The 20,300-nt window shown below is 67.3% G+C and carries 17 protein-coding genes; 4 read left to right on the top strand and 13 right to left on the bottom strand.

Going from position 1 to position 20,300, the window contains the following annotated elements; all coding sequences use genetic code 11:
• The first annotated feature begins 28 nt into the window (after positions 1 to 28).
• Entirely contained in the window at positions 29 to 1,312 is a 1,284-nt protein-coding gene (gene boxA, locus L5014_RS04675; RefSeq protein WP_238462399.1) for a benzoyl-CoA 2,3-epoxidase subunit BoxA, read from the top strand.
• 206 nt (positions 1,313 to 1,518) lie between these two features.
• Positions 1,519 to 1,983: a PaaI family thioesterase gene (locus tag L5014_RS04670; protein WP_238462398.1), complete on the top strand. Its 465-nt coding sequence runs from the start codon at positions 1,519 to 1,521 to the stop codon at positions 1,981 to 1,983.
• Between the two features lie 121 nt (positions 1,984 to 2,104).
• Here the strand turns inward: L5014_RS04670 and L5014_RS04665 are convergent, their stop codons facing one another.
• The 5 genes from L5014_RS04665 to L5014_RS04645 all read right to left on the bottom strand — a co-directional run bounded on the left by L5014_RS04665 (position 2,105) and on the right by L5014_RS04645 (position 6,834).
• A complete protein-coding gene (locus L5014_RS04665) occupies positions 2,105 to 3,016 on the bottom strand; it encodes a ketopantoate reductase family protein (RefSeq protein WP_238462397.1) in 912 nt (303 codons plus the stop codon).
• A gap of 108 nt (positions 3,017 to 3,124) precedes the next feature.
• Positions 3,125 to 4,039: an NADPH-dependent oxidoreductase gene (locus L5014_RS04660; protein WP_238462396.1), complete on the bottom strand. Its 915-nt coding sequence runs from the start codon at positions 4,037 to 4,039 to the stop codon at positions 3,125 to 3,127.
• A 223-nt stretch (positions 4,040 to 4,262) separates the two neighbouring features.
• Positions 4,263 to 4,550 (bottom strand): addiction module antidote protein, encoded by a 288-nt coding sequence (locus tag L5014_RS04655; RefSeq protein WP_238462511.1) that lies wholly within the window; start codon positions 4,548 to 4,550, stop codon positions 4,263 to 4,265.
• 124 nt (positions 4,551 to 4,674) lie between these two features.
• Positions 4,675 to 5,355, bottom strand: a complete 681-nt coding sequence (locus L5014_RS04650; protein ID WP_238462395.1) for a hypothetical protein — start codon at positions 5,353 to 5,355, stop codon at positions 4,675 to 4,677.
• Positions 5,356 to 5,439: 84 nt separating this feature from the next.
• On the bottom strand, positions 5,440 to 6,834 hold the full coding sequence (locus L5014_RS04645; protein ID WP_238462394.1) for a selenium-binding family protein: 1,395 nt from the start codon (positions 6,832 to 6,834) through the stop codon (positions 5,440 to 5,442).
• A gap of 200 nt (positions 6,835 to 7,034) precedes the next feature.
• Between L5014_RS04645 and L5014_RS04640 the strand changes: the two genes are divergently transcribed.
• Positions 7,035 to 7,337: a DUF4148 domain-containing protein gene (locus L5014_RS04640; RefSeq protein ID WP_238462393.1), complete on the top strand. Its 303-nt coding sequence runs from the start codon at positions 7,035 to 7,037 to the stop codon at positions 7,335 to 7,337.
• A 55-nt stretch (positions 7,338 to 7,392) separates the two neighbouring features.
• Here L5014_RS04640 and L5014_RS04635 read toward each other — a convergent pair whose 3' ends face one another.
• From L5014_RS04635 to L5014_RS04610, 6 genes are all read right to left on the bottom strand, one after another.
• On the bottom strand, positions 7,393 to 8,865 hold the full coding sequence (locus L5014_RS04635) for an efflux transporter outer membrane subunit (RefSeq protein WP_238462392.1): 1,473 nt from the start codon (positions 8,863 to 8,865) through the stop codon (positions 7,393 to 7,395).
• Positions 8,862 to 9,914 carry an efflux RND transporter periplasmic adaptor subunit gene (locus tag L5014_RS04630; protein ID WP_238462510.1) on the bottom strand — a complete coding sequence of 351 codons (1,053 nt, stop codon included), beginning with the start codon at positions 9,912 to 9,914 and terminating at the stop codon, positions 8,862 to 8,864. Before L5014_RS04630 ends, L5014_RS04635 begins: the two co-directional genes overlap by 4 nt.
• A 7-nt stretch (positions 9,915 to 9,921) precedes the next feature.
• Positions 9,922 to 10,131, bottom strand: a complete 210-nt coding sequence (locus L5014_RS04625) for a DUF1656 domain-containing protein (RefSeq protein WP_238462391.1) — start codon at positions 10,129 to 10,131, stop codon at positions 9,922 to 9,924.
• 37 nt (positions 10,132 to 10,168) lie between these two features.
• Entirely contained in the window at positions 10,169 to 12,343 is a 2,175-nt protein-coding gene (locus tag L5014_RS04620) for an FUSC family protein (protein ID WP_238462390.1), read from the bottom strand.
• Between the two features lie 17 nt (positions 12,344 to 12,360).
• Positions 12,361 to 12,816, bottom strand: a complete 456-nt coding sequence (locus L5014_RS04615; RefSeq protein ID WP_238462389.1) for a MarR family winged helix-turn-helix transcriptional regulator — start codon at positions 12,814 to 12,816, stop codon at positions 12,361 to 12,363.
• A 205-nt stretch (positions 12,817 to 13,021) separates the two neighbouring features.
• Entirely contained in the window at positions 13,022 to 13,720 is a 699-nt protein-coding gene (locus L5014_RS04610; protein ID WP_238462388.1) for an HAD family hydrolase, read from the bottom strand.
• A gap of 336 nt (positions 13,721 to 14,056) precedes the next feature.
• Between L5014_RS04610 and L5014_RS04605 the strand changes: the two genes are divergently transcribed.
• Positions 14,057 to 15,223, top strand: a complete 1,167-nt coding sequence (locus L5014_RS04605) for a porin (RefSeq protein ID WP_238462387.1) — start codon at positions 14,057 to 14,059, stop codon at positions 15,221 to 15,223.
• Positions 15,224 to 15,421: 198 nt separating this feature from the next.
• Here L5014_RS04605 and L5014_RS04600 read toward each other — a convergent pair whose 3' ends face one another.
• Entirely contained in the window at positions 15,422 to 17,650 is a 2,229-nt protein-coding gene (locus L5014_RS04600) for an MltA domain-containing protein (RefSeq protein ID WP_238462386.1), read from the bottom strand.
• A 74-nt stretch (positions 17,651 to 17,724) separates the two neighbouring features.
• A complete protein-coding gene (locus tag L5014_RS04595) occupies positions 17,725 to 20,145 on the bottom strand; it encodes a protein kinase domain-containing protein (RefSeq protein WP_238462385.1) in 2,421 nt (806 codons plus the stop codon).
• Positions 20,146 to 20,300 lie beyond the last annotated feature (155 nt).

Genomic DNA, 20,300 nt, shown 5'->3' with positions numbered 1-20,300 from the left:
CGCTTTGCATGGGCCGGGAGAGACAATCATGAACGGTCCGGTTTCCGTGGAGATCCTCAGGCAGCACCTGATCGATCCTGAGATTTGCATTCGCTGCAATACCTGCGAAGAGACCTGTCCGGTCGATGCAATCACGCACGACGGCGTCAATTACGTCGTGAAAGCGGACGTCTGCAACGCTTGCATGGCCTGCGTGCCGCCGTGCCCGACCGGTGCGATCGACAACTGGCGCAATGTGTTCAAGGCTGAGGCCTACGGGATCGAAGAGCAGTTCGGCTGGGACGAACTCCCCACCCAGAACCCCACGGTGGGCGCGCCCGATGCATCGGGTGCATCGGCGGGATCGGCCGGATCAAGCGCGGCGGACGCATCGCAAGCGGCCGCAACGGAGAAAACCGGCGACGCAGCGCCGGGCTCCGGCTCGGACATGGTGCGAGGCGCAACGGTGCCGCCGTGGTCGGCGGCCAGGCCCTACGTGCATCTGTACACGCACAAGGCGCCGACCACGGCTACCGTGGTCGGCAACTACCGGCTCACGGATGCCGCCACGGAAAGCGACATCCACCACATCGTGCTCGACTTCGGCACGATGCCGTTTCCGGTGCTCGAAGGGCAATCGATCGGCATCCTGCCGCCGGGCACGAGCGCCGATGGCCGCGCGTATCATGCCCGCCAATACTCAGTCGCCAGCCCGCGCGACGGCGAGCGGCCCGGCTACAACAATGTTTCGCTCACCGTGAAGCGCGTGACGCGCGACCATAGCGGCAACGCCACGGACGGCGTGTGCTCGAACTATCTGTGCGACCTGAAGAAGGGCGACGTGGTGACCGTGATCGGCCCGTTCGGCAACACCTTCCTGATGCCGAACCATCCGAACTCGCATCTGCTGATGATCTGCACCGGCACGGGCTCGGCGCCCATGCGCGCGATGACCGAGTACCGGCGCCGGCGCAGGCTCAAAGGCGCGACAGGTAAGCTCATGCTGTTCTTCGGCGCACGCACGCAGCAGGAATTGCCATACTTCGGACCGCTGATGAATCTGCCGAAGGATTTCATCGACACGAATCTTGCGTTCTCGCGCACGCCGGGCCAGGCCAAACGCTACGTGCAGGATGCGATGCGCGAGCGTGCCGTGGACGTGGCGCACCTGCTCAAGGACGGCAACACCCACATCTACGTGTGCGGGCTCAAGGGCATGGAAGATGGCGTGCTGCAAGTGCTCGGCGAGATCTCACAAGCGCACGGCATGGCGTGGGATGCGCTGTGGGAGCGGCTCAAGCGAGAAGGGCGGCTGCACCTCGAAACGTATTGAGGCCGTACCGAGGCCGTACTGGAATTGCCCACGCAAAAAAGTGCATCTTCGAGTGCATCTTCGGTTCGAAGGGTGGTTTAAGCACGATCGTTCGTGAAACGCTATCATGTCGGGACATTGGCGCGACGGGTCCTCCGGTGCATTAAACCTGCATCAGGGTGCATCCCGGCGCGCCGCACGATCCCCCCGACGGAGAGACGTTTCAAATGAACCTCGTTGCCGAATTGCCCGCCGGCCTCACCGGCCTCGAACAACTGCAGCGCATGCTCGTGAGCGGCCGCAGCGCGCCTATCGGCGAAACGCTTGGCTTCAAGCTCGTGGAAGTGGAAGAGGGCCGTGTGGTTTTCGAAGGCGTGCCGGGGCTGCATGCGTACAACCCCATTGGCACCGTGCACGGCGGCTATGCGGCCACGTTGCTCGATTCGGCCTGCGGCTGCGCGGCGCACTCGCGTCTCGCGCCGCATCAGGGCTATACGACGCTCGAACTCAAAGTGGCCTATCACCGGCCCATGACCGCGAGCACCGGTCCGGTGCGCGCCGAAGGCCGCGTGCTGAGCATCGGCCGCCGCGCGGCCTTCACCGAGGCGACGATCACGGATGCCGCCGGCAAGCTCTACGCGTCGGCGACTTCGACGCTGCTCGTCTTCGAGCGCGAAGCGTCGGGCGCATGATGCACCGCGCGCCCCGCATACAGCGGGGTGCAGACCACATCTTCATGAAAGCGCATTAAAGCACATGCATTAAACCGCATGCATTAAACCGCATGCATTAAACCGCACTGAAGCGCATGCTTCAGATTGCCCCTTGCGCCTTGTCCTCGATGAGCTTCACGAGCGCATGCAACAGGCGGTTGACCGGCGTGGCCACACCTAGCGCCGCGCCGCGACGCACCACGAAGCCGTTCAGATGATCGATCTCGCTGTGCTTGCCGCGCGCGAGATCCTGCGCGGTGGACGAGTATTGTCCCGGCATGGTTTCGGCGATGCGGCTCACGCTCGCGCTCACGTCTGGCGGCAAGGTTACGCCATCGGCGCGCGCCACGGCCACACATTCGGCTAGCACGTCCTGCATCGCGTCGAGTACGCCCGTGCCTTGCACGAGGCGTCCATAAGGTAGCTGCGAAATCGCCGAAAGCGCGTTGTACGCGCAGTTCACCATGAGCTTGGCCCAGAGCGCACCGCGCACATTTGCGGAGATTTCGGTGGGCACACCCGCTTGGGTCAGGGCCTGCTCGGCCGCCAGACTGCCGCGCGCGGGCTCGATCACCAGTTCGCCGCGCCCGTGATGGCGCACGTGGCCGGGGCCGGCCATCTCCGTCGCCACATACACGACGGCGGCCGCGACGTCCTGCGGGATCACGGTGCGCAGGCGCTCCGCGTTGTCCACGCCGTTTTGCAGCGTGAGCACGAGGGTATCGGCGCGCAGATGCGGCGCGATCGAGGCACCGGCGCTTTCCGTGTCGCTCGATTTCACGCAGAACAGCACGAGATCGGCGCCGGCCACGGCGGCCGCCTCGGTGCTCGCGGTGAGATGCGGGCGGCCGATGTGCTCGTCGAAGCTCAGTGCTTCGAGGCGCAGGCCGTCGCGCTCGATGGCCTCGACATGCTGTGCGCGCCCGATCAGGACGACGTCGTGGCCCGCGCGCGCGAGCATGCCGCCGTAAAAGCAGCCCACCGCGCCTGCACCCATGATGGCGATTTTCATCTGCGTTGCTCCTTCGATTGCCTGCTCAGTTGCCTGCTCAATTGTCGACAGGTCGAGCACATAACGTTGTGCGCTCAACTATCGTTCAAACGACCTGTGCGAACGACTTCAGCGCAACTCGAAGCCGAGCGCATGGAGGGCGTCGCGCAGCCGGTCGCGGCCATGCAGCGATTCGCGGCTGCGCCAGCGCGCCAGCGAGCGTGAGGTCCAGCCTGCTGCGCTGAGGCCCTGTGAGGTCTGGAATGCGCCCATCACCTCGTCGTATTGCTCGATGCCGTGCGGTTGCGAATGGGTATCGTACTGCTCGCGATGCAGCACGACCGGCTGTGGCAGGCGCGGCTTCACCTGCGCGGGCCGCGACTCGTCGGCATAGCCTACGCACAGGCCGAATACAGGCAGCACGCGCGGCGGCAGGCCCAGTTCGGCGGCCACCTGTTCCGGCTGATTGCGGATCGCGCCGATATAGACCGCGTTCATGCCGAGCGACTCGAGCGCCACCACGGCATTTTGCGCGGCCAGCGCCGCGTCGATCACGCCGACGAACAGCGTCTCCAGATAGTGAAGGCCTTCCGCGCTCGCGCCGGTGCGCTGCGCGGCGCCTTCGAGACGGTTGAGGTCGGCGAGCCAGACGAGAAAGAGCGGGGCCTCGCGGACCTGCGACTGGCCGGCGGCGAGTTTGGAAAGGCGTGCCTTGCGCTCGGGATCCTCGACGGCGACCACGCTCCACGTCTGCAGATTCGATGAGGTCGAAGCCGATTGCGCAGCGGCGATCAATGTTTCGAGCGTGCCCGCGGGCAGCGGCTGGTTCGTGTAGTTGCGCACCGAGCGGTGCGCGAGCAGCGAGTCGAGCGTCGCGTTCCAGGCGGGCAGCGGCGCGCTCCAGGGCGTGCCGTAGCGCGCTTCGAGGGCGGCTCTGGCAACGGCCGTTGCATGATTCGCGCAATCTGCGTGAGCGGGGCGGGTGGTGCTTTCCATGCCCGGTGCGGCCGCCTCGGGGGCCGAGGACGTGGTGATGGTCGACATTATTGGGTTCTTCTCCGGCAAATACGGTTCAATGCGTTGCGCACGAGTGCGAGCGCCGTATGGTACATGGCTCGCGCGCTGGGTGCTGGGCGGCACTCAGCGCTGCTGGCTGCACCTGGTGCATTGAGAGACGCGCTTTGGGGCGGGCAGATTGGGGCGCGATGCTTATGCGGTCACGATTACTCTTTTGCCGTTCAGGTAGTCGTTCGAGTCACTTGAGTTTTCATGGAAGGGGTTTGAAAACAGTTTGAACACCGAGCGCGCGTAGCACCTTCTGGATTGTTTCGAAGCGCGGATGTGCGCCGGGTGCGAGCGCCTTATACAGGCTTTCGCGACCGAGCCCCGCATCGGCTGCAACTTTAGCCATTCCGCGTGCACGGGCAACTGCTGCAATGGCAGCTAGCAGCACGTCGGGATTGGGATCTTCTGCAGACGCCGCGAGAAACTCTGCAATCGTCTCCTCACTGTCCAGATAGTCTGCGGCGTCGAATTGGCTATATGTGGTGGTCATCATTTACTCCGTCAATTCGCGTGCCATCTGGACCGCGCGCTTGATGTCCTGCTGCTGATCCGATATCCGAAAAATGGTCACGGGCTTGCGGCGGAAGAGCGCTTGCGCAACGGCAGCACATCCTTCACGCACTCGCGATCATCACCGTACCGGTGAGCACCAGCGCACCGCGCCAGAGCCAGTCGAAGTTGACCCAGCCGCGCCGCAGCATGCCGAGTCCCACATACTCATAGGCGGCGAACGCGATGGCCGCGGTCGTGGCTAGCGTCACAAGCGTATGCAGCGCGGTGATCGCCACGGAAACCGCGAGCGGCCCCGTTGCACCGGCACCCGCGCCGCCATTAGCCGCGGCCCCGCCGCAGATCGGCAACAACGCGGGCATGAGCATGAGACCGGCGCCATGCAGCGTAGCCATCAGCGCGGACCATGCCGCGAGGCCGAGAAAGCCGGCCGTCATGCCCACGCGCACGCGATGGCGGTGTCCCCACACATGCTGCCACGCGGCCCAGCCAATCAGCAGTGCGCCCAACACCCAGTGCAGGCCGCCATGCATAAGCACAGGTCGCCACGCGCCCAGCACCGCGATGGAACTCGTGAACAACAGAATGGACGCGGCGTGGCCCAGCGCGATAGGCGGCAGCGCCAGTAGCAGGGCGGTGCGGCTGCCGCGCTGCAATCCGAGCCCGGTGGCGAAGAGCCAGCCCATCGCGGGATTCGCACCGTGAAAAACGCCGCTGGCCACCACGGCGCTCCAGGCGGCCCAATGTGCGCCGAATGCGCCGAATGCTCCGAACAGGCTGCTCATGCCGCGTTGCCCTGCATGTTGCCCCGCGTGTGGCTCAGGATGTTGCCCCGCTTGTCGCCCTGCTTGTCGCCCTGCATATCGCGCTCAGGGGTAGCAGTACGAATCGGACGAACAGTCGCCGCCTTCCAGCCGGATTTGATGCGGGCGATGCGTTTTCGGCCAATCCACGAAGAAGCGTTCGTCGAAGTCGAGCCCGCCTTCGGGCGCGGCATCGAGCTTCACCATCCAGCCGTCGATACCTTCGGGGTAGAACTGCGCGTCGATGGCGCCGTACAGCGAATTCGTGAAATACACGCGTCGTCCGTCGCGGCTCACCTCCACCATCTGCGGACCGCCGTTCAGCGCCCGGCCTTGCGCGCGCGGATGCGTGGCTCGCGAGACGATCCCGCCGATGCGCACGCTTCCCGTCAACGCAGGATGTTCGGGATCCGAAACATCGTATTGGCGCAGATCGCCCGTGCCCCAGCAGGCTGCGTAGAGAAAGCGGTCGTCGAGCGAGAGCGCGATGTCGGTGACGAGCGGCGGCACGGCGGCGAAGCCCTTGAGCAAGGGCGGGAGTGTTTCCGGGGCGGCGGGCTCGGCGGGAATCTCGATGATCTTGCGCGCCGCCCATCGATCGCCTTCGCGATACCACTGCCAGATCGAGGCCGAAAGGTCTTTGAGGCTGATGACGGAATTCACGAAGCCATAGGGTTTCGTGGGGTCGTGCGCGGGCCGCAATTCGAACACGAGCTGGTTCTCCGCGCCGAAGTCGAGCACCTGCTTGTGGTGGCGCGTGTGCAGGTCCCAGAAGTGCAGCCGGTGGCCGTACTGGCCCCCAAGCAGCACTTCGGGCACGAGGCCATTCTCGAAGGTCGCGGGCAGGCCCCATTCACTCGTCACAAGCGTGTCGTAGCCGAGATGCCACCAGCCGTCGTAGGCAAGCTGCTGCGGGCCGCGCTCGATTTCCCATTGGCCGAGAATCTCGAAGCTCTCGTGGTCCATCAGGAAGATGCCGCCGGGCGCTTCGCCCTCGGCGTTGGCGAGCGCCGTCACATAGATGCCGTCCGGTCCGCAGTGCACCGTATGGGGACGGCTATAGCCGGCGCGCTGCGCGACGCTTTCGGGCTCGTGTACGCGCACGATTTTCGGGCGGCGAGCGTTGGGTTTCGTATCGACGATATGAATGCGCGACGAGCGTAATCCGGGCACGATCAGGTAGCGACGCTCGGTATGCGCGTGCGGCGCGTTCGGGCATAGGCACGAACTGCACGCATTCCAGCCGAAATGATGGAGTTCGTCGCCGGTGTGCGGCATCGCGAGGCGATGGACGATCTGGCCGTATTCGGGTGAGGCGGGATCGAGGTCGACGACGTCGAGCGAGTCGGGCACGCGGCTAGTGGGGTCGAAGCTCGCGACCCATGCGAGCGTTTCCGGCGTAGCCGTGGCCGCCAGGCGTGCGGAAGGGTAGAAGCTCGGATCCGGTTTCCATGTCGCCATCGCTACCTCCTTTTAGAGGGTTGGGTAGCGCGCATATCCCGTGCCTGCTCCAGGGTCGCGAAGTACGCGATTATACGTATTGCGAAAACAGTGAATTCGGCGTCCCGCCATTTATCCCGTGCCGGGGACTTTCTAGACTGTATTCAACGGTTCGCGGCTCGTGCCCGGCCGATATATATCAAGTTACCGGAGGTACTGTCATGAAGTCGCTGATCAAGGCTGTTGCGCTTGCCGCGGTGCTCGTAGCACCGGCTATTTCTTTCGCCCAGTCGCAGCCCGAGAATGGTCCTGTCACGCGCGAACAGGTGCGCAACGAACTCAAGCAACTCGAATCGGTGGGCTGGCGGCCGAACGTGGTTTCGCCGTTCTATCCGTCGGACTACGAGGCGGCCCAGGCGCGTCTGGACGCGCGTAACGGCAGCGGTTACGGACCTGCGATGGAAGGCACGTCGGAAAGCGGCGCGGCGAGCAGCTACTCGCCGCCGGTGCGCATGGTGCATTGACAACCCATGAGCGCCGCATCATGCGCCCATGGGCGCGATGCGGCGTTTTTGTGGCTTATTGACCGGCCGCCCCCGATGCCACCGGCGCCGGCCTCTCCTGATCCGGTTCCCACCCGCCGCCGAGCGCGAGGAACAGCTTCACCTGATCGAGCGCCACCTGGCCTTCGGCCGCTGCCACCTGGGCGTGCGCGCTCGTGAGCGTGCGCGTGGCGTCGAGGTCGGAAAGGAACGACTCGCGGCCCGCCGCGTAGAGGCGGTGCGTTTCGTCGGCGGATTGCTGCGCCGAGGTGTAGGCCGTGCGCAGCGCGTCGGCGCGCTGGTCGTCGGTGGCATAGGTGACGAGGCTCGTCTGCGTTTCGCGCAGCGCGTTGAGCACCACGCCGTCGAAGTGCGCGAGCGCGCCGGCCGTGGCCGCTTCGGCGCCGCGCACGCGGGCGCGCTGGCCGTTCAGCGGAAAGGTCCAGCTAATTAGCGGTCCAAACGACCAGCTATTGGTCTTCGACGAAAACAGATCGCTCGCGAGGCCGATCGAGCCCACGCCCGCGCCGATGCTGACCGACGGATACATCTCCGCCATCGCCACGCCGATGCGCGCCGTGGACGACGCGAGCTGGCGCTCGGCCGCACGCACGTCGGGGCGGCGGCGCAGGAGCGCCGCGCCGTCGCCGACCGGGATCGGCTGCTTGAGTTTCGGCAGGCGGTTGCATGCGAGCACGGCCGGCGGTAGATCGGACGGCGCGTGCGCGAGCAGCATCGCGAGCTGATACTGCGCGATGCGGCGGCGGCCCTCGAAGCGCGGAATGTCGGCCGCGAGCGTGTCCACCTGCGTCTGGCCGCGCGTCACCTCGGTCTGGTTGCCGCGGCCCGCGTCGCGCAGGCGCTTCGTGAGCGCCACGCGCTGCTGTTGCAGCTTGAGCGACTGCTGCGCGATGGCGAGTTCCTCGCCGGCCGAGCACGCGCCGACATAGGCCTGCACGACATCGGCGACCACGGTGATGCGCGCGAGATCGGCGGCGGCGAGCACGGCTTCGTCTTCGGCGCTTGCGGCTTCCACGCCGCGGCGCAGCTTGCCGAACAGATCGATTTCATACGACACGTTGATGCCGACGTCGCCCAGGTTCGCCACCGGCAGCTTGTTGAACAGCAGGAATTGCTCCGCCGATTCCTGCGCGCGCTGGAACCCGGCGTGTGCGCCGCCCGAGAATCCGCCTTGCGCATTGGCGACTTCGAGCGCGGCGCGCGAGCGCGCGAGATTCGCGGCGGCCTCGCGCAGGCTCGTGTTCGACTGCAGCGCTTGCTGGACGAGTTGATCGAGCGTGGGGTCGTCGTAGAGACGCCACCAGTCGTTGGGCACCTCGCCCTGCGAAACGGGCGCATGGTCGGCGCCGTCGATCGGCCCTTGCGCGAGCGGGGCGTTCACGAGCGCGTCCTTGGGCACTTTGTAGTCGGGGCCGAGGTTCATGCACGCGCCCAGCGCGAGCGTAAGCGGCGCGAGCGCGAAGGCGCGCCAGAGACTGCGGCGCGTCATTGCGAAGCTCCGCTCGCCGTCACGGGCGCGACGCTTGCGTTCGTTGCGGCGCTCGCATTCGAAGCGGCGCCGGCCTGCGAAGCGGCGCTCGCGTTGGCGGTGGCGCTCGCGTTCGAAGCGGTCACCGCGCCGCTTGCGCTGCTCGTGCCACTAACGCTTGCCTTGCTTTTTTGCTTGTCGCTTTCTTCGGTGCGCACCGCGACGGTGGCCGTGCGGCCCGCGATCATGCGGAAGTCGTCGGGCACTTCGTCGAGCGCGACGCGCACCGGAACGCGCTGTGCAAGGCGCACCCAGCTGAACGCGGGGTTCACGTTCGGCAGCAGGTTGGCGCTTTGCTGGCGGTCGCGGTCCTCGATGGCGGCGACGATGCTCTGCACGTGGCCACGCAGTGCTCGCGGCTCGCCCATCACGGTGATCTCCACCGGTTGGCCGATATGAATGCCGTGCAGGCGTGTTTCCTCGAAGTAGCCATCCACGCGGAACGAATGCATATCCACCACGGAGAGTTCGGCGCGGCCCGCCGTGACGTACTCGCCCACGCGCGGCGCGCGGTCGTTCAGATAGCCGTCCACGGGGCTCACGATGGTCGTGCGCTGCAGGTTCAGCCTGGCGGTGTCCACCTGCACCTGGGCGTCGGCCACGGCGGCCTGGCCCTGGTCGACTTTCGTGCGGCTTTCCTCGAGCGTTTCGCTCGCGACGAGATTGCCGAGCCCGAGGTTGCGCGCGTATTCGCGCTTCGCTTGGGTGAGCGCGGCCTGGCGATTTTCGAGCGCGGCCTGCGCGAGGCGCAGCGCGAGCGAGTAGCGCGCCTGGTCGATCACGAACAGCACCTGGCCTTGCTTGACCGGCTGATTGTCGACTACGTCGACGCTCGTGATGAGGCCGCCCACGTCGGGCGCGACCTGGATCACGTCGGCGCGCACGCGGCCGTCGCGCGTCCACGGCGAGAACATGTAGTAGTTGACGATGCGCCACAGCACGAGCGCGGCCACGACGACGACAATGAGCGTCAGCAGGATCTGTCCTGCGGAGAACAGGTTTTTTTTCACGTTCACGTTAGTTCACGAAGCGATGCGACACGATGATGACGACGGCCAGCACGAAGACATAAATGCCGAGATCGAAAATGGAGCGATGCCACACGAGCCGGTAAAAGCCGACGCGGGTGAGCACCCTGCCGATCACGACATTGATGAGGTACGCGATCAGCATCAGCACGAGCACGGCAGGCACGAACACGCCGAAGAGGTCGATTTCGCCGATCATGGTGCGGATAGGGAAAGTGGATAAAAAGGTTGTGCGCTCATCGATTGGCTCCTGAAGGATCGCCGCTCGGACGCTGGCCCACCAGCGCGGGGTAGAGCGAGACGCGCAGCCCCACGAGCGCGTGCAGCGTGTCGCGCAACCAGCGTTGCGAGAAGCGCGCGGGCGGTGGCGTTTGCGCGCCGCCGGTAGCGGTGGCTACATCGGTGGCGGCATCGATGGTGGCATCGGCAGCATCGGCGGCTTCTTGCGCGCGGCTGCGCGCGGCCACGCGATGCAGTGCGTCGTCGATGGTGGCGAGCAGCGCGGGCGGCGCGCTCTGGCGCTCGCTCGCCTGCGCGCAGCGTGCGTAATGATCGCTCACGCCCGCGAGCACGCGGTCGATGGCGGCAGGCACGTCGCCGTCGAGCTTGCGGCGCGAGCGGCGCAGGTCCAGCGCGTTGAGCGCGATGCGCAGGTCGCGAAAGCTCTCGATCGACGGATGGCGGTGCTCGTCCGATGCCGCGAGACGCGGGATCAGCTGCATGAGACGGTCGACCATGCGCGAGGCCAGATCGCGCTGGTCGGCGATGGGCTCGGCGCCGGCGGAGAGCGCCACGTCCGTCCAGCTCGAGCGCAACAGGCGCCTCGCCGCGAGCTCCGCACCGAACGGGCGCGTCACGCGCGTCCACACATAGGCGAACAGCAGGCCCGCGATGCCCGCGATATTACTGTTCAGGAAGACGAAGAAGTCGGCCTCGTAAGCGCCCTGGATGCTGATGAAGGTGGCCGTGTTCACGGCCACGAGCATCGTCACCATGTTGAACTGCGGACGCGGAATGAGCGTGCCGATCAGGATGAACGGCCCCGCGAACAGCAGCACGAGCATCGCGAAGTCGTGCACCTTGGGCAGCACCACGAACAGATAGAGGCCCGCGAACACCGCGCTCGCGGCGGTCGCGACGAAGAAGCGGAACACCAGCGGCGCGGGCTCGTCGAGTGCGGCGAAGAAGCAGCAGGCCACCGCCGCGAGCGTCACGGCAGCCGCGCCGTCGTGCCAGCCCGAGCTGACCCATAGCCAGCACGCGACGAGAATCGCGCTCATCGGCACGAGGCACGAAAACAGCATGAGGCCGCGGTCGTAGAAGCGCTCGGTGCCGCCGAGGCGCCAGTGCCGGTAGCGCGGCCGCCACGTGCCCGCTTCGTGCGCGATCAGCGCGCGCAGCGTGCGGCAATCCTGCCAGACGTCGATCACCTGGCCCAGACGCCACAGCGCGTTCGAGAGCAGCGCGCCTTCCCAGCTCGAAAGCGCGTCGCGCGCGGGCTGCAGCGCGGCCGCGCGTGCGCGCAGGCTCTCGGCGATGGGGTCGCCCGCGTCGTCGTGGATCTCGGCGGCGCGCGTGGGCAGCGGGGCGTCGAACCATTTCGCCGCGTCGGCGAGCAGCGCGTCGAGGCCCTCGGGCCACGTGTGCAGATCGCGCCGCAAGGCGATGAGCGGGTCGGCGAGCGCGGAAATCATCGGCAGAAAAAGCTGCATGCGCCCGCGCAGGTTCTCGGCACGCGCGAGGATCTCCGGATGCGTGTGGTCGTAGCTCAACTGGCTCAGCAGGAACTCGAGCTGGTTCACCGTGGCGGCGAGCCGCTGGCGGCAGGCCGAAAGCGCCTTGCCCGCGATCTGCCCGGAGAGCGTTTCGCGGCCATAGAAGGCGGCGTCGCGGAACCAGGCATCGGCGCGCTCGATCAGTGTGGGCGCGAGCCGGCTCGGGAAGATGTTGCTGCCCACCACGCTTGCGCAGATGATGCCGAGCGTGATCTCCTGAGTGCGCGCGATGGCCACGTCGAACACGGTGGAGGGGTCGGTCACGGTGGGCAGCGCGATGAGCGGCATGGTGTAGCCCGCGAGCATGAACACATAGCTGCGCGCGGTGCGGTCCGAGATCGCGAGATAGAGCATCGTGCCGGTCCAGAGCGCCACGATCACGCTGAACAGCAGCGGCGTTTCGACGAACGGCGGCACCAGCGTGATGGCGGCGGCGGCGCCCAGCGCGGTGCCGAGCGCGCGGTAGAGCGCCTTCGAGCGCGTGGCGCCCACGAACGGGTTCGAGACGATATAGACGCTCGCCATGGCCCAGTACGGGCGCGGCAACTGGAACACCAGCGCGATATAAAGCGCGAGCATCGAAGCGGCGAAGGTCTTGACCGAGAAAAGCCAGTCGCGCAGGGAAGGGTAAGTCATGAGGCCGCGGGCAGCTTTCAGTCGTGAAGGGGGGCGTCGGCCGGGTCCGGCGCGTTGAAGGCGTTGAGCACGCGCAGCGTGGTTTCCAGCTCGGCGCGGCTCACGCCCTTGAGCACGCGCGCGCGCAGCGCACGCAGGTCTTCTTCCATCTTCGCGGTGACGGCGCGGCCTTCCTTGGTGAGCGAGATGGTTTTGGCGCGGCGGTCGTCGGGGTCTTCGTCGCGGCGCGCGAGGCCCGCGGCGCAGAGCTGGTCGAGCAGACGCACGAGCGAGGGGCCTTCGATGCCCACGTGCTCGGCGAGCGTCACCTGGCGCACGGCCTCGCCAAGACGCCCGGCGGTGAGCAGCGGCGCGGCGCAGGCTTCGGAGACGTTATAGGCGGCCAGCGCACCGTGACTCGTGCGCCGCCATTTGCGTGCCGCCACGACGAGCGTGCTGCTGACGGCAAGACGTAAGGTATGAAGATTCGACATCGGCGCGATGATAGCGGAAAGCAATTCGATAGCAAACTATCTTTTTTTGGGCGGCCCGTTTAGTGGACCGTTTAGCGGTGCCTTAAGCGGCTTTTCAGGCGGTATCGGGCCGGTGAAAACTATTTCGAGATGGTAGTGGAACGGACGCGAGCGTGCTTTTTCAGTGCCGCGCTTTTTCAGTGCCGCTTCGGGTTGCTCGCCAACTTCACGCGAGATTCACGGTGCTGCCCCAGCCCGCGAGCAGCGCGGGCAGTTGCGCCATATCCGTGAACACGTGCGCGACGCCCGCGTCCCGCAGCGCCTGCGCGCTGCTGTGGCCCGGCCCGCCGGGGCTGTAACCGAATACGGTTGCGCCCGCCGCGAGACCGGCGCGCCCGCCCGTCACGGTGTCCTCGATCACGGCGCAGCGCTGCGGCGCGGCGCTCAGGCCCGCGGCTGCCGCGAGGTAGACGTCGGGATGGGGCTTGCTGCGCGGGGTTTCGTGGCCGCTGAAGATGCGCCCGTCGAAGCAGTCGAGCAGATCCACCTTGCGCAGTTGCAGCTCGACCTTGTGGCGGTCCGCGCCCGAGGCCACCGCAATGCGCCCGCCAAAGGCCGCGTGCACGGCGCGTACCGCGGCCGGCGCGCCCGGTATCTCCACGAGGTCGCGTTCGAGCGCCATGTTGCGGCGCGCGCGAAAATTTTCGAGCCACGCTTGCGTGATGCGAAAGCCGGTGTGCCGCTCGATGCGCGCCGCCTCGTCCTTCACCATCTTGCCCACGAATATGCCCATCGCCTCGTCGACGGTGAGCGTCCAGCCGAGTTCGCCCAGCATCTGGACCAGCACGATATGCGTGATGCGTTCCGAGTCGACGAGTACGCCGTCGCAGTCGAAGAGCACGGCGTCGAAGGAGGTGTGGGGCATGGCTTGGCGGATCGTCTGCGGGAATGGCTTCGCCGCGCGGGGCGCGAGGCGGCCAGGAGAGCGCGATGATAACCGGGATAAGGCGTCGGCGTCGGCGTCGGGCTCGCGGGCAGATTCGCTTTCGCATCGGGCCTGGCCAGGCGTGATTGCTGCCTGGGCGGGATTCTTGACGCGCGCCAATCCCCCATGTCTTTTCACCACAACACCGGCCTTTTGAGATCACGGGAAAGCCGCATCCTGTTGCGGCTGTAAACGTTCTGTAAAAGGAGGCGGCGCTTCGTTTTTCGTCGCGGAATTCAATCGATTCAGAGTAATCGTATTAAACGGGTTTAAAACATGAGAAAGACCAAAAAGACCATTGTCGCCGCCGCTTTGACCGGCGTGTTCGCGACGGCTGCGCACGCACAGAGCAGCGTCGCCTTATATGGGCTGATCGACGCCGGCGTGACTTACGCGAACAACCAGGCCGGCCACAGCAGTTGGCAGCAGACGAGCGGCACGGTCAACGGCAGCCGCTGGGGCCTGCGCGGCGCCGAGGACCTCGGTGGCGGCCTCAAGGCCGTCTTCACGCTGGAAAACGGTTTCAGCATCAGCAACGGCAGTGCCTTGCAAAACAATCGTCTGTTCGGCCGCCAGGCATTCGTCGGTCTGGCGAGCGACGCGTTCGGCTCGGTCACGCTAGGCCGCCAGTACGACAGCGTGATCGACTTCGTCGCGCCGATCTCGCTGACGGCTTCGCCCTATGGCGGCACGATTGCCGCGCATCCCTTCGATAACGACAACCTGAACAGCACAATCCGCATTAACAATTCGGTCAAGTTTACGAGCGCGAATTACGGCGGCTTCAAGTTCGGCGCCCTGTACGGTTTTTCCAATACGGCGGGGGAGTTTGCCAATAACCGCGCATATAGCGCCGGCGCCAGCTATCGCTATGGCGGGCTGAACGTCGGGGTGGGCTACCTGCAACTGAACAACGACATCAACCATCTGGCGACCTCGACCAGCAGCCCCGGCGCGGTCACGGGCAGCGCCCCCTTCGCCGCGGGCACGCAACGCACGGCGGGCGCGGGTGTCGGCTACACAGTCGGCCCGGTGACGGCGGGCGTCGTCTATACCCAGACGAACCTCAGCAATGCGCTCGGCGGCAGCATTTCGGCGGCGCAGGCGGGCACCGCTCTGCCGATCCGTCTCCAGGCGAACAGCGCCCGTCTGCAAAACATCGAGGGCAATGTGCGCTACGCGCTTACACCCATGCTGACGCTGGCGGGCTCCTATACCTATACGCGCACGAATTTCGGCGCGGGCGAGAATCCCAACTTCAACCAGGTCAACCTCCAGGCCCAGTACGCAATGTCCAAGCGCACCAGCGTGTACCTGCAGGGCGACTGGCAGCACGTGAGCGCGAATCCGTATGGCGTCGGCGCGCACCTGAACGGTCTGAATTCGGCTTCGGCCACGCAGGATCAGGTCGCCGTCTCAACGGGGCTGCGTCACACCTTCTGATCTTCCGATGTCGTGTGACGATCCGGCGGTCCGGCGGTCCGGCGATCCGGCGATCCGGCGATCCGGCGATCCGGCGTGCAATGCGCCGGATCGGCCGTTCGCCGCTGTGTTCGCTCCTGTGTTCGCCGTTTTGTTCGCTGCCGCGCTGGTCGGCGGACGCAGCGGCCCCTTCGCAAAGTGCGCCTCGCGAGGCTCGGCTTACTGCCCATCCCCCGTATCGTCGTCCACGCACAGTTGCGGGTCCGCGACCAGGCAATCCGCGCTCGACTGGCCGGGCACTCCGCGCGTCCTGGTCGCCGATTCCTGCGCGGCCACGTGCAGGCCCTTCGGCAACAGCAACCACATGCGCAGGCGCTCTTTCGTGCGGCTCGCCTCGGCTTGCGCCGACTGGCCGAAGCCATAGAAGTAATCGGCGCGCACCGCGCCCTGGATCGCGCCGCCCGAGTCTTGCGCCATCATCAGGCGATTCACGGCGCCCGGCGTTTGCGGGTCGTCGCGCGTGGCGACGAACACGGGCGAACCGAGCGGCGTCGTGCGCGGATCCACAGCCACCGAGCGGCCCGCCGAAAGCGGCACGCCGAGCGCGCCGATCGGCCCGTTCGGCGAGTCGGGAATGGGCCGGAAAAACACGTAGCTCGGATCGGAGATCGCGAAGGCGTGCTTCGGTTGCGCATTAGCGCCGAGCGCCGCGGCGATGTTCGCGCCTGTGCCCGCGCCGGCGCTCACGTTTGCTCCCGCGCCGCCGCTCGTGGCCGCGCTACCCGTGCTTCCGGCGCTGCCGCTCGCGGACTTTGCGGGCTGGTGCTGCGCGTTCGCGACGGCGGGCCGCGCCGCACCGCTCATCGACGGGCCCGCGCTGGCGAGCTTGAAGCCGCGCAGCAGCGGTGAAGTGGGCTGGTCGTCGTCGCTGTCGTTCGCGCCCGTCGACGACGCGCCGCCGTCCTGCGACCCTTGCGGCCCGTTGGCGCTGGCGACCCGCTCAGCACCGTTGCCGCCGCTGTTGCCACTGCTGTTGCCACTGCTGTTGCCACTGCTGTTGCCACTGCCACTGCCACTGCTGTTGCCGCTGCTGTTGCCACTGCCGCTGTCGTCGTCGGCGATATCGATTTCCATCTCGATGCCGCGCACCTTGAGCTTGCGTCCCCCCGTGCCCGAGCCCGCGCGCGCGACGGGCGGCACGAAGGGCCGGCCATTCTGCTCGGCGTAGGCCACGCGGCGGATCGTGCCGTCGCGCATGCGGATCTTGCCCGAGCCCTGCACCTGCATCGAATAGAGCAGCACGGGGTCGTCCACCCACGCGAGCACCGGCGCGCGCGCGGCGCCGCGCTCGATCTCGGCGCGCGTGTAGTACGGCACGATGCGCGCACCGTCCAGCCGCAGACGCATTTTCTTGTCGCGGATATCGGGCACGCTGTCGCGCAGGTCGAGCGCGTAGACGCCTTTCGCGATGTTGGGCGCTGGACCTGGCACCGCGCCCGGCACCGCGCCCGGCAGCGGAATCACAGTGCGCCCCTCGATGCGTGCCGCCGTGATGCTGCCGCGCGCCGCGCCGCCGAGCCGGCGCGCGTCGAGATAGAGCATGTCCTCGGGCACGCCGTAGACCGGGTAGACGTAGGCGCCGCCGGCCTGGCGGCTGCCGTTCAGGAGCGGCTCGTAATAGCCGGTCATGGTGCCGTCGCCGCTGCGGTCGGTGTTGCGGATCTGGTAGACGTCGAAGTACGTCTCGAAGAAGCGGCGGATGGCGGCGGCGCTGTGGACATCCACGCCGCGCGCGGCGGCGCAGGGCGCGGCCCAGCCGTTGCGCGAGCCGAGCACGCCGCAACTGTGCTTGAAGGCGTCGAGCGAGCCGCCCAGGTCGTCGGCGCTCCAGCCGGGCAGGTCGGAGAAGCGTGCGGTTTGGTACCACGCGTGGCGCGTGGCGAAGGCGGCTGCGGGCGCGGGTGCGTTGGTGGGCGCGTTGACGATCGGTGGGCTCGATGTGGCGGCAGGCGCGTCGACTGCCGGCGAGGGCGGCGTGACGGCAGGTGGTGACGCGGCTGGTGCGGCTGGTGCGGCCGATGCGATCGATGCAGTGCCAGAGGCAGTGGTTGGCGTGGCCGGCTGCGGCGTGGGCATGGCAGCCGTAGCAGCCGGGCTCGCGGCCTTGGGTGACGCCGATGGCGATTGCGCGGCGCTCATGGCGTTCATGGCGTTCATGGCGTTCGCGGTGGGCGACATGACTGGCGCTGGCGTTGCCGCTGCCGCCTGGATCTTGCCGGTCTGCGTCTGCGTTTGCGTCTGCGTTGCCGCCGCCTGTGGCTGTGCCTTGCCGGCCTGCGTTTGCGTGGGCGGCCCGATGATCACCGAGCTTGCCTGGTTGTTGCCCGCGCAGCCGGCGAGCGCGGCCGTTGCCGCTGCCGCCGCGAGCAGAAAGAGCGATCTGTCCATGACGGCCTCCTGTAGTTCGCGTCGGTTGCGTCGGTCGCGTCGGTCACACCATCGGGAGGTCGGCGGCAGGCGGCCTAGCCGCTGCCGCCGACCACGTCGATTTCGAACGTCGCCGCGCCAAACGCGCTGTTGCAACCGGTGGCCCCGGCGTCCGATTTCGCACAGCGCGCCTTGCCCGCGAACGGCGAGTCGTTGGCCGTGCGTCGTGCCGCGGCGGTCTGCTGGGCGCGCGCGGGGAAATCGGCGAAAACGTCGCCCGGGTGCAAGCCGGCCTCCGAGAAGTCGCGCGGCTCCGGCGACACGATCACGAGAAAGTGGATCGGGCCGGCGGGCGCGTCGGCGAGCATCGGCCAGCTCGCGCGCGGCAGCGTGAGCGTCTGTCCGGCGGCGATCGTGTTGGCCTTGTCGCGCCCATTGGGCAGCAGCATCAGATAGTTGCCCTGAGGATCGACCATGAACGCGTAGACGCGGCCCGCGCGGTTGCTCCTCACCTGGAACTGCAGGAAGTCTTTCTTGATGCGCGCGGTCGTGCTGCGCAACGTCGTGTGCACGTCGATCGATGGGTCTGCCAGCGTCACGATGCGTTCGAACTCGTTGGCCGGCGTGTAGGGTGCAAGCGGGGGCGCAAGCGAGGCTGAGGGCGCTGAGGACGCGGGCGCGGCGGCTGGCGGCGGGGTGTTGGCGGACGCAGTCGGCGCTGCCGCCGTGGCTGCGCTGGCGGTGGCGGTCGTCTCCCCGGGCGAGGCAGCTGTGGAGGGCGGCGGCACGGGCGGCAGACCGGTGGCGGCGCTGGCAATGACGGGCGTCGTGGAGGGCGGCGCATGGGCTGGAGCGGGCATGTCGACGTGCCGGGTCACGAGCGACGGCGCCCCCGTTGGCCGCAGCGCCAGCCAGGCGCCCACGGCGGCGACGATGGCCACTCCGGCGCCGAGTGCCGCGAGCGGCGCCGCGCGTTTGCGGGCTGCTGGCGCTGGCGCTGGCGCTGGCGCTGGCGTTGGCGTTGGCGTTGGCGTAATCGAAGCAGCGGTGGCCGCGCGAGCCTGCGCCGATCTGGCTGCGGATCCCGCCGCCGCCGATCTAGCCGCCGCCGCGGATGGCACAGCGGACGCAGCGGACGCCGCTGAAGAAGCCACCGATCCCACCGAAGCCACCGATCCCGATCCCCTGGACCCCGCCGCCACACCGGACCCCGGCAACGGCAACGCGGTTTCTCCTTCACGCAAGGCATAGGGCTGCGCGAACTCGAGCCCCGCGCCCGCGCGCCCCGACGCCGCATCGCCACCGGCCGCGATGCCCAGTTCCGCCGCGAGCGCGCGCACGTCCTGCGGGCGTTCCTCGGGCCGCACCGCGAGCGCGTGGTCGATGGCGTGCAGGAAGGCGTCGTCATAGCGTCCCGCCGCAGTGGTGGCGAGCGGCGCATAGGTGTCGCCCATCAGCCGGCCCACGGAGGCGGGCGGCGTCTTGCCCTCGATCGCGTAATAGACCACGGCCGCAAGCGCGTAGATGTCGGTCCACGGACCCTGCTTCATCGACGGCACCTCGGCGTACTGCTCGACGGGCGCGTAGCCGGGCTTGAGGATCACGGTGAGCGCCTGGGTCATGTCGCCGATCACGCGCCGCGCCGCGCCGAAATCGAGCAGCAGCGGACGCTGGCTGCCCTTGAGCAGCATGATGTTGTCGGGCGCGATGTCGCGATGGAAGCACTGCGCGTCGTGCAGCACCGCGAGCGCGTCGATGAGCGGCGCGAGCAGCCCGCGCAGCCAGGCTTCGGTGGGCGGCGTGCCGAGCTGGCGCAGCGTCTCCTTGAGCGTCTCGCCTTCGTAGTACGGCATCACCATATAGGCGGTGCTGTTGGCTTCCCAGAAGCGGTAGACCTTGACGAGCGAGTGATGATCGAACTGCGCGAGCAGCTGCGCTTCGTTGATGAAGCTCTTCAGCCCCGCGCGAAAAGTGTCCTCGTGGCGCTGCGAGCGCACCGTGACTTCGGCGCTGCCGGCCACACGCGCGGCGAGCGCCGCCGGAATGTATTCCTTGAGCGCCACGTGACGGCGCAGCAGCGTGTCCCAGGCGAGATAGACGATGCCGAAGCCGCCTTCGCCGATCAGCCCCACGATCTCGAACTCGGCGATGCGCGTGTTGATGGGCAAGGCCTGGTGGCCGGCTTCGGGCGCGGTCGCGGCGTTCGCGGTGGGCTGCGAGCTTGCCGAGCCCGTTGAGCCCGTTGCGCTGGCCACGTTTGTCGAAGCCGTCGAGTCCTTCGAACTCGCCTCGACCGGCTGCGTTTGCATGCTGGCCTGGGTGGCCTGCGGTGGCGGCGGCGTCTGCGCGGGCGCCGCTTCGACGGCCTTCGTCGCCGCCTCGATGGTCGCCGCCTCGCTGGCTGGCGGCGCGTGCGTCGATGCGTCGTGAATCACCGTTGCGTCGTCCGCGCGTGGCGCGTCCTGCCCGCTGGGTGCGGACACGATCACCGTCTTGTCGTCAGGGCTGCTGCTCATGCTGCTCATGCTGCTCATCTGGCAGAGTTCCGTGGCAGGCGAGGCTGGGCACTCGCCCATCCGACTTCTAGACGATCCGACGCGGCCGATTTTGAAAGTGTCGACAGAATTTTTACGGGTGCTTTCAAAAACCCTGACTCCGCTTCGTTTAACTC

The organism is Paraburkholderia tagetis (genome assembly GCF_022213065.1).
Classification (GTDB): Bacteria; Pseudomonadota; Gammaproteobacteria; order Burkholderiales; family Burkholderiaceae; genus Paraburkholderia; species Paraburkholderia tagetis.
The sequence above is the reverse complement of the archived record's forward strand: the minus strand, read 5'-3'. Positions and strand labels throughout refer to the sequence as shown.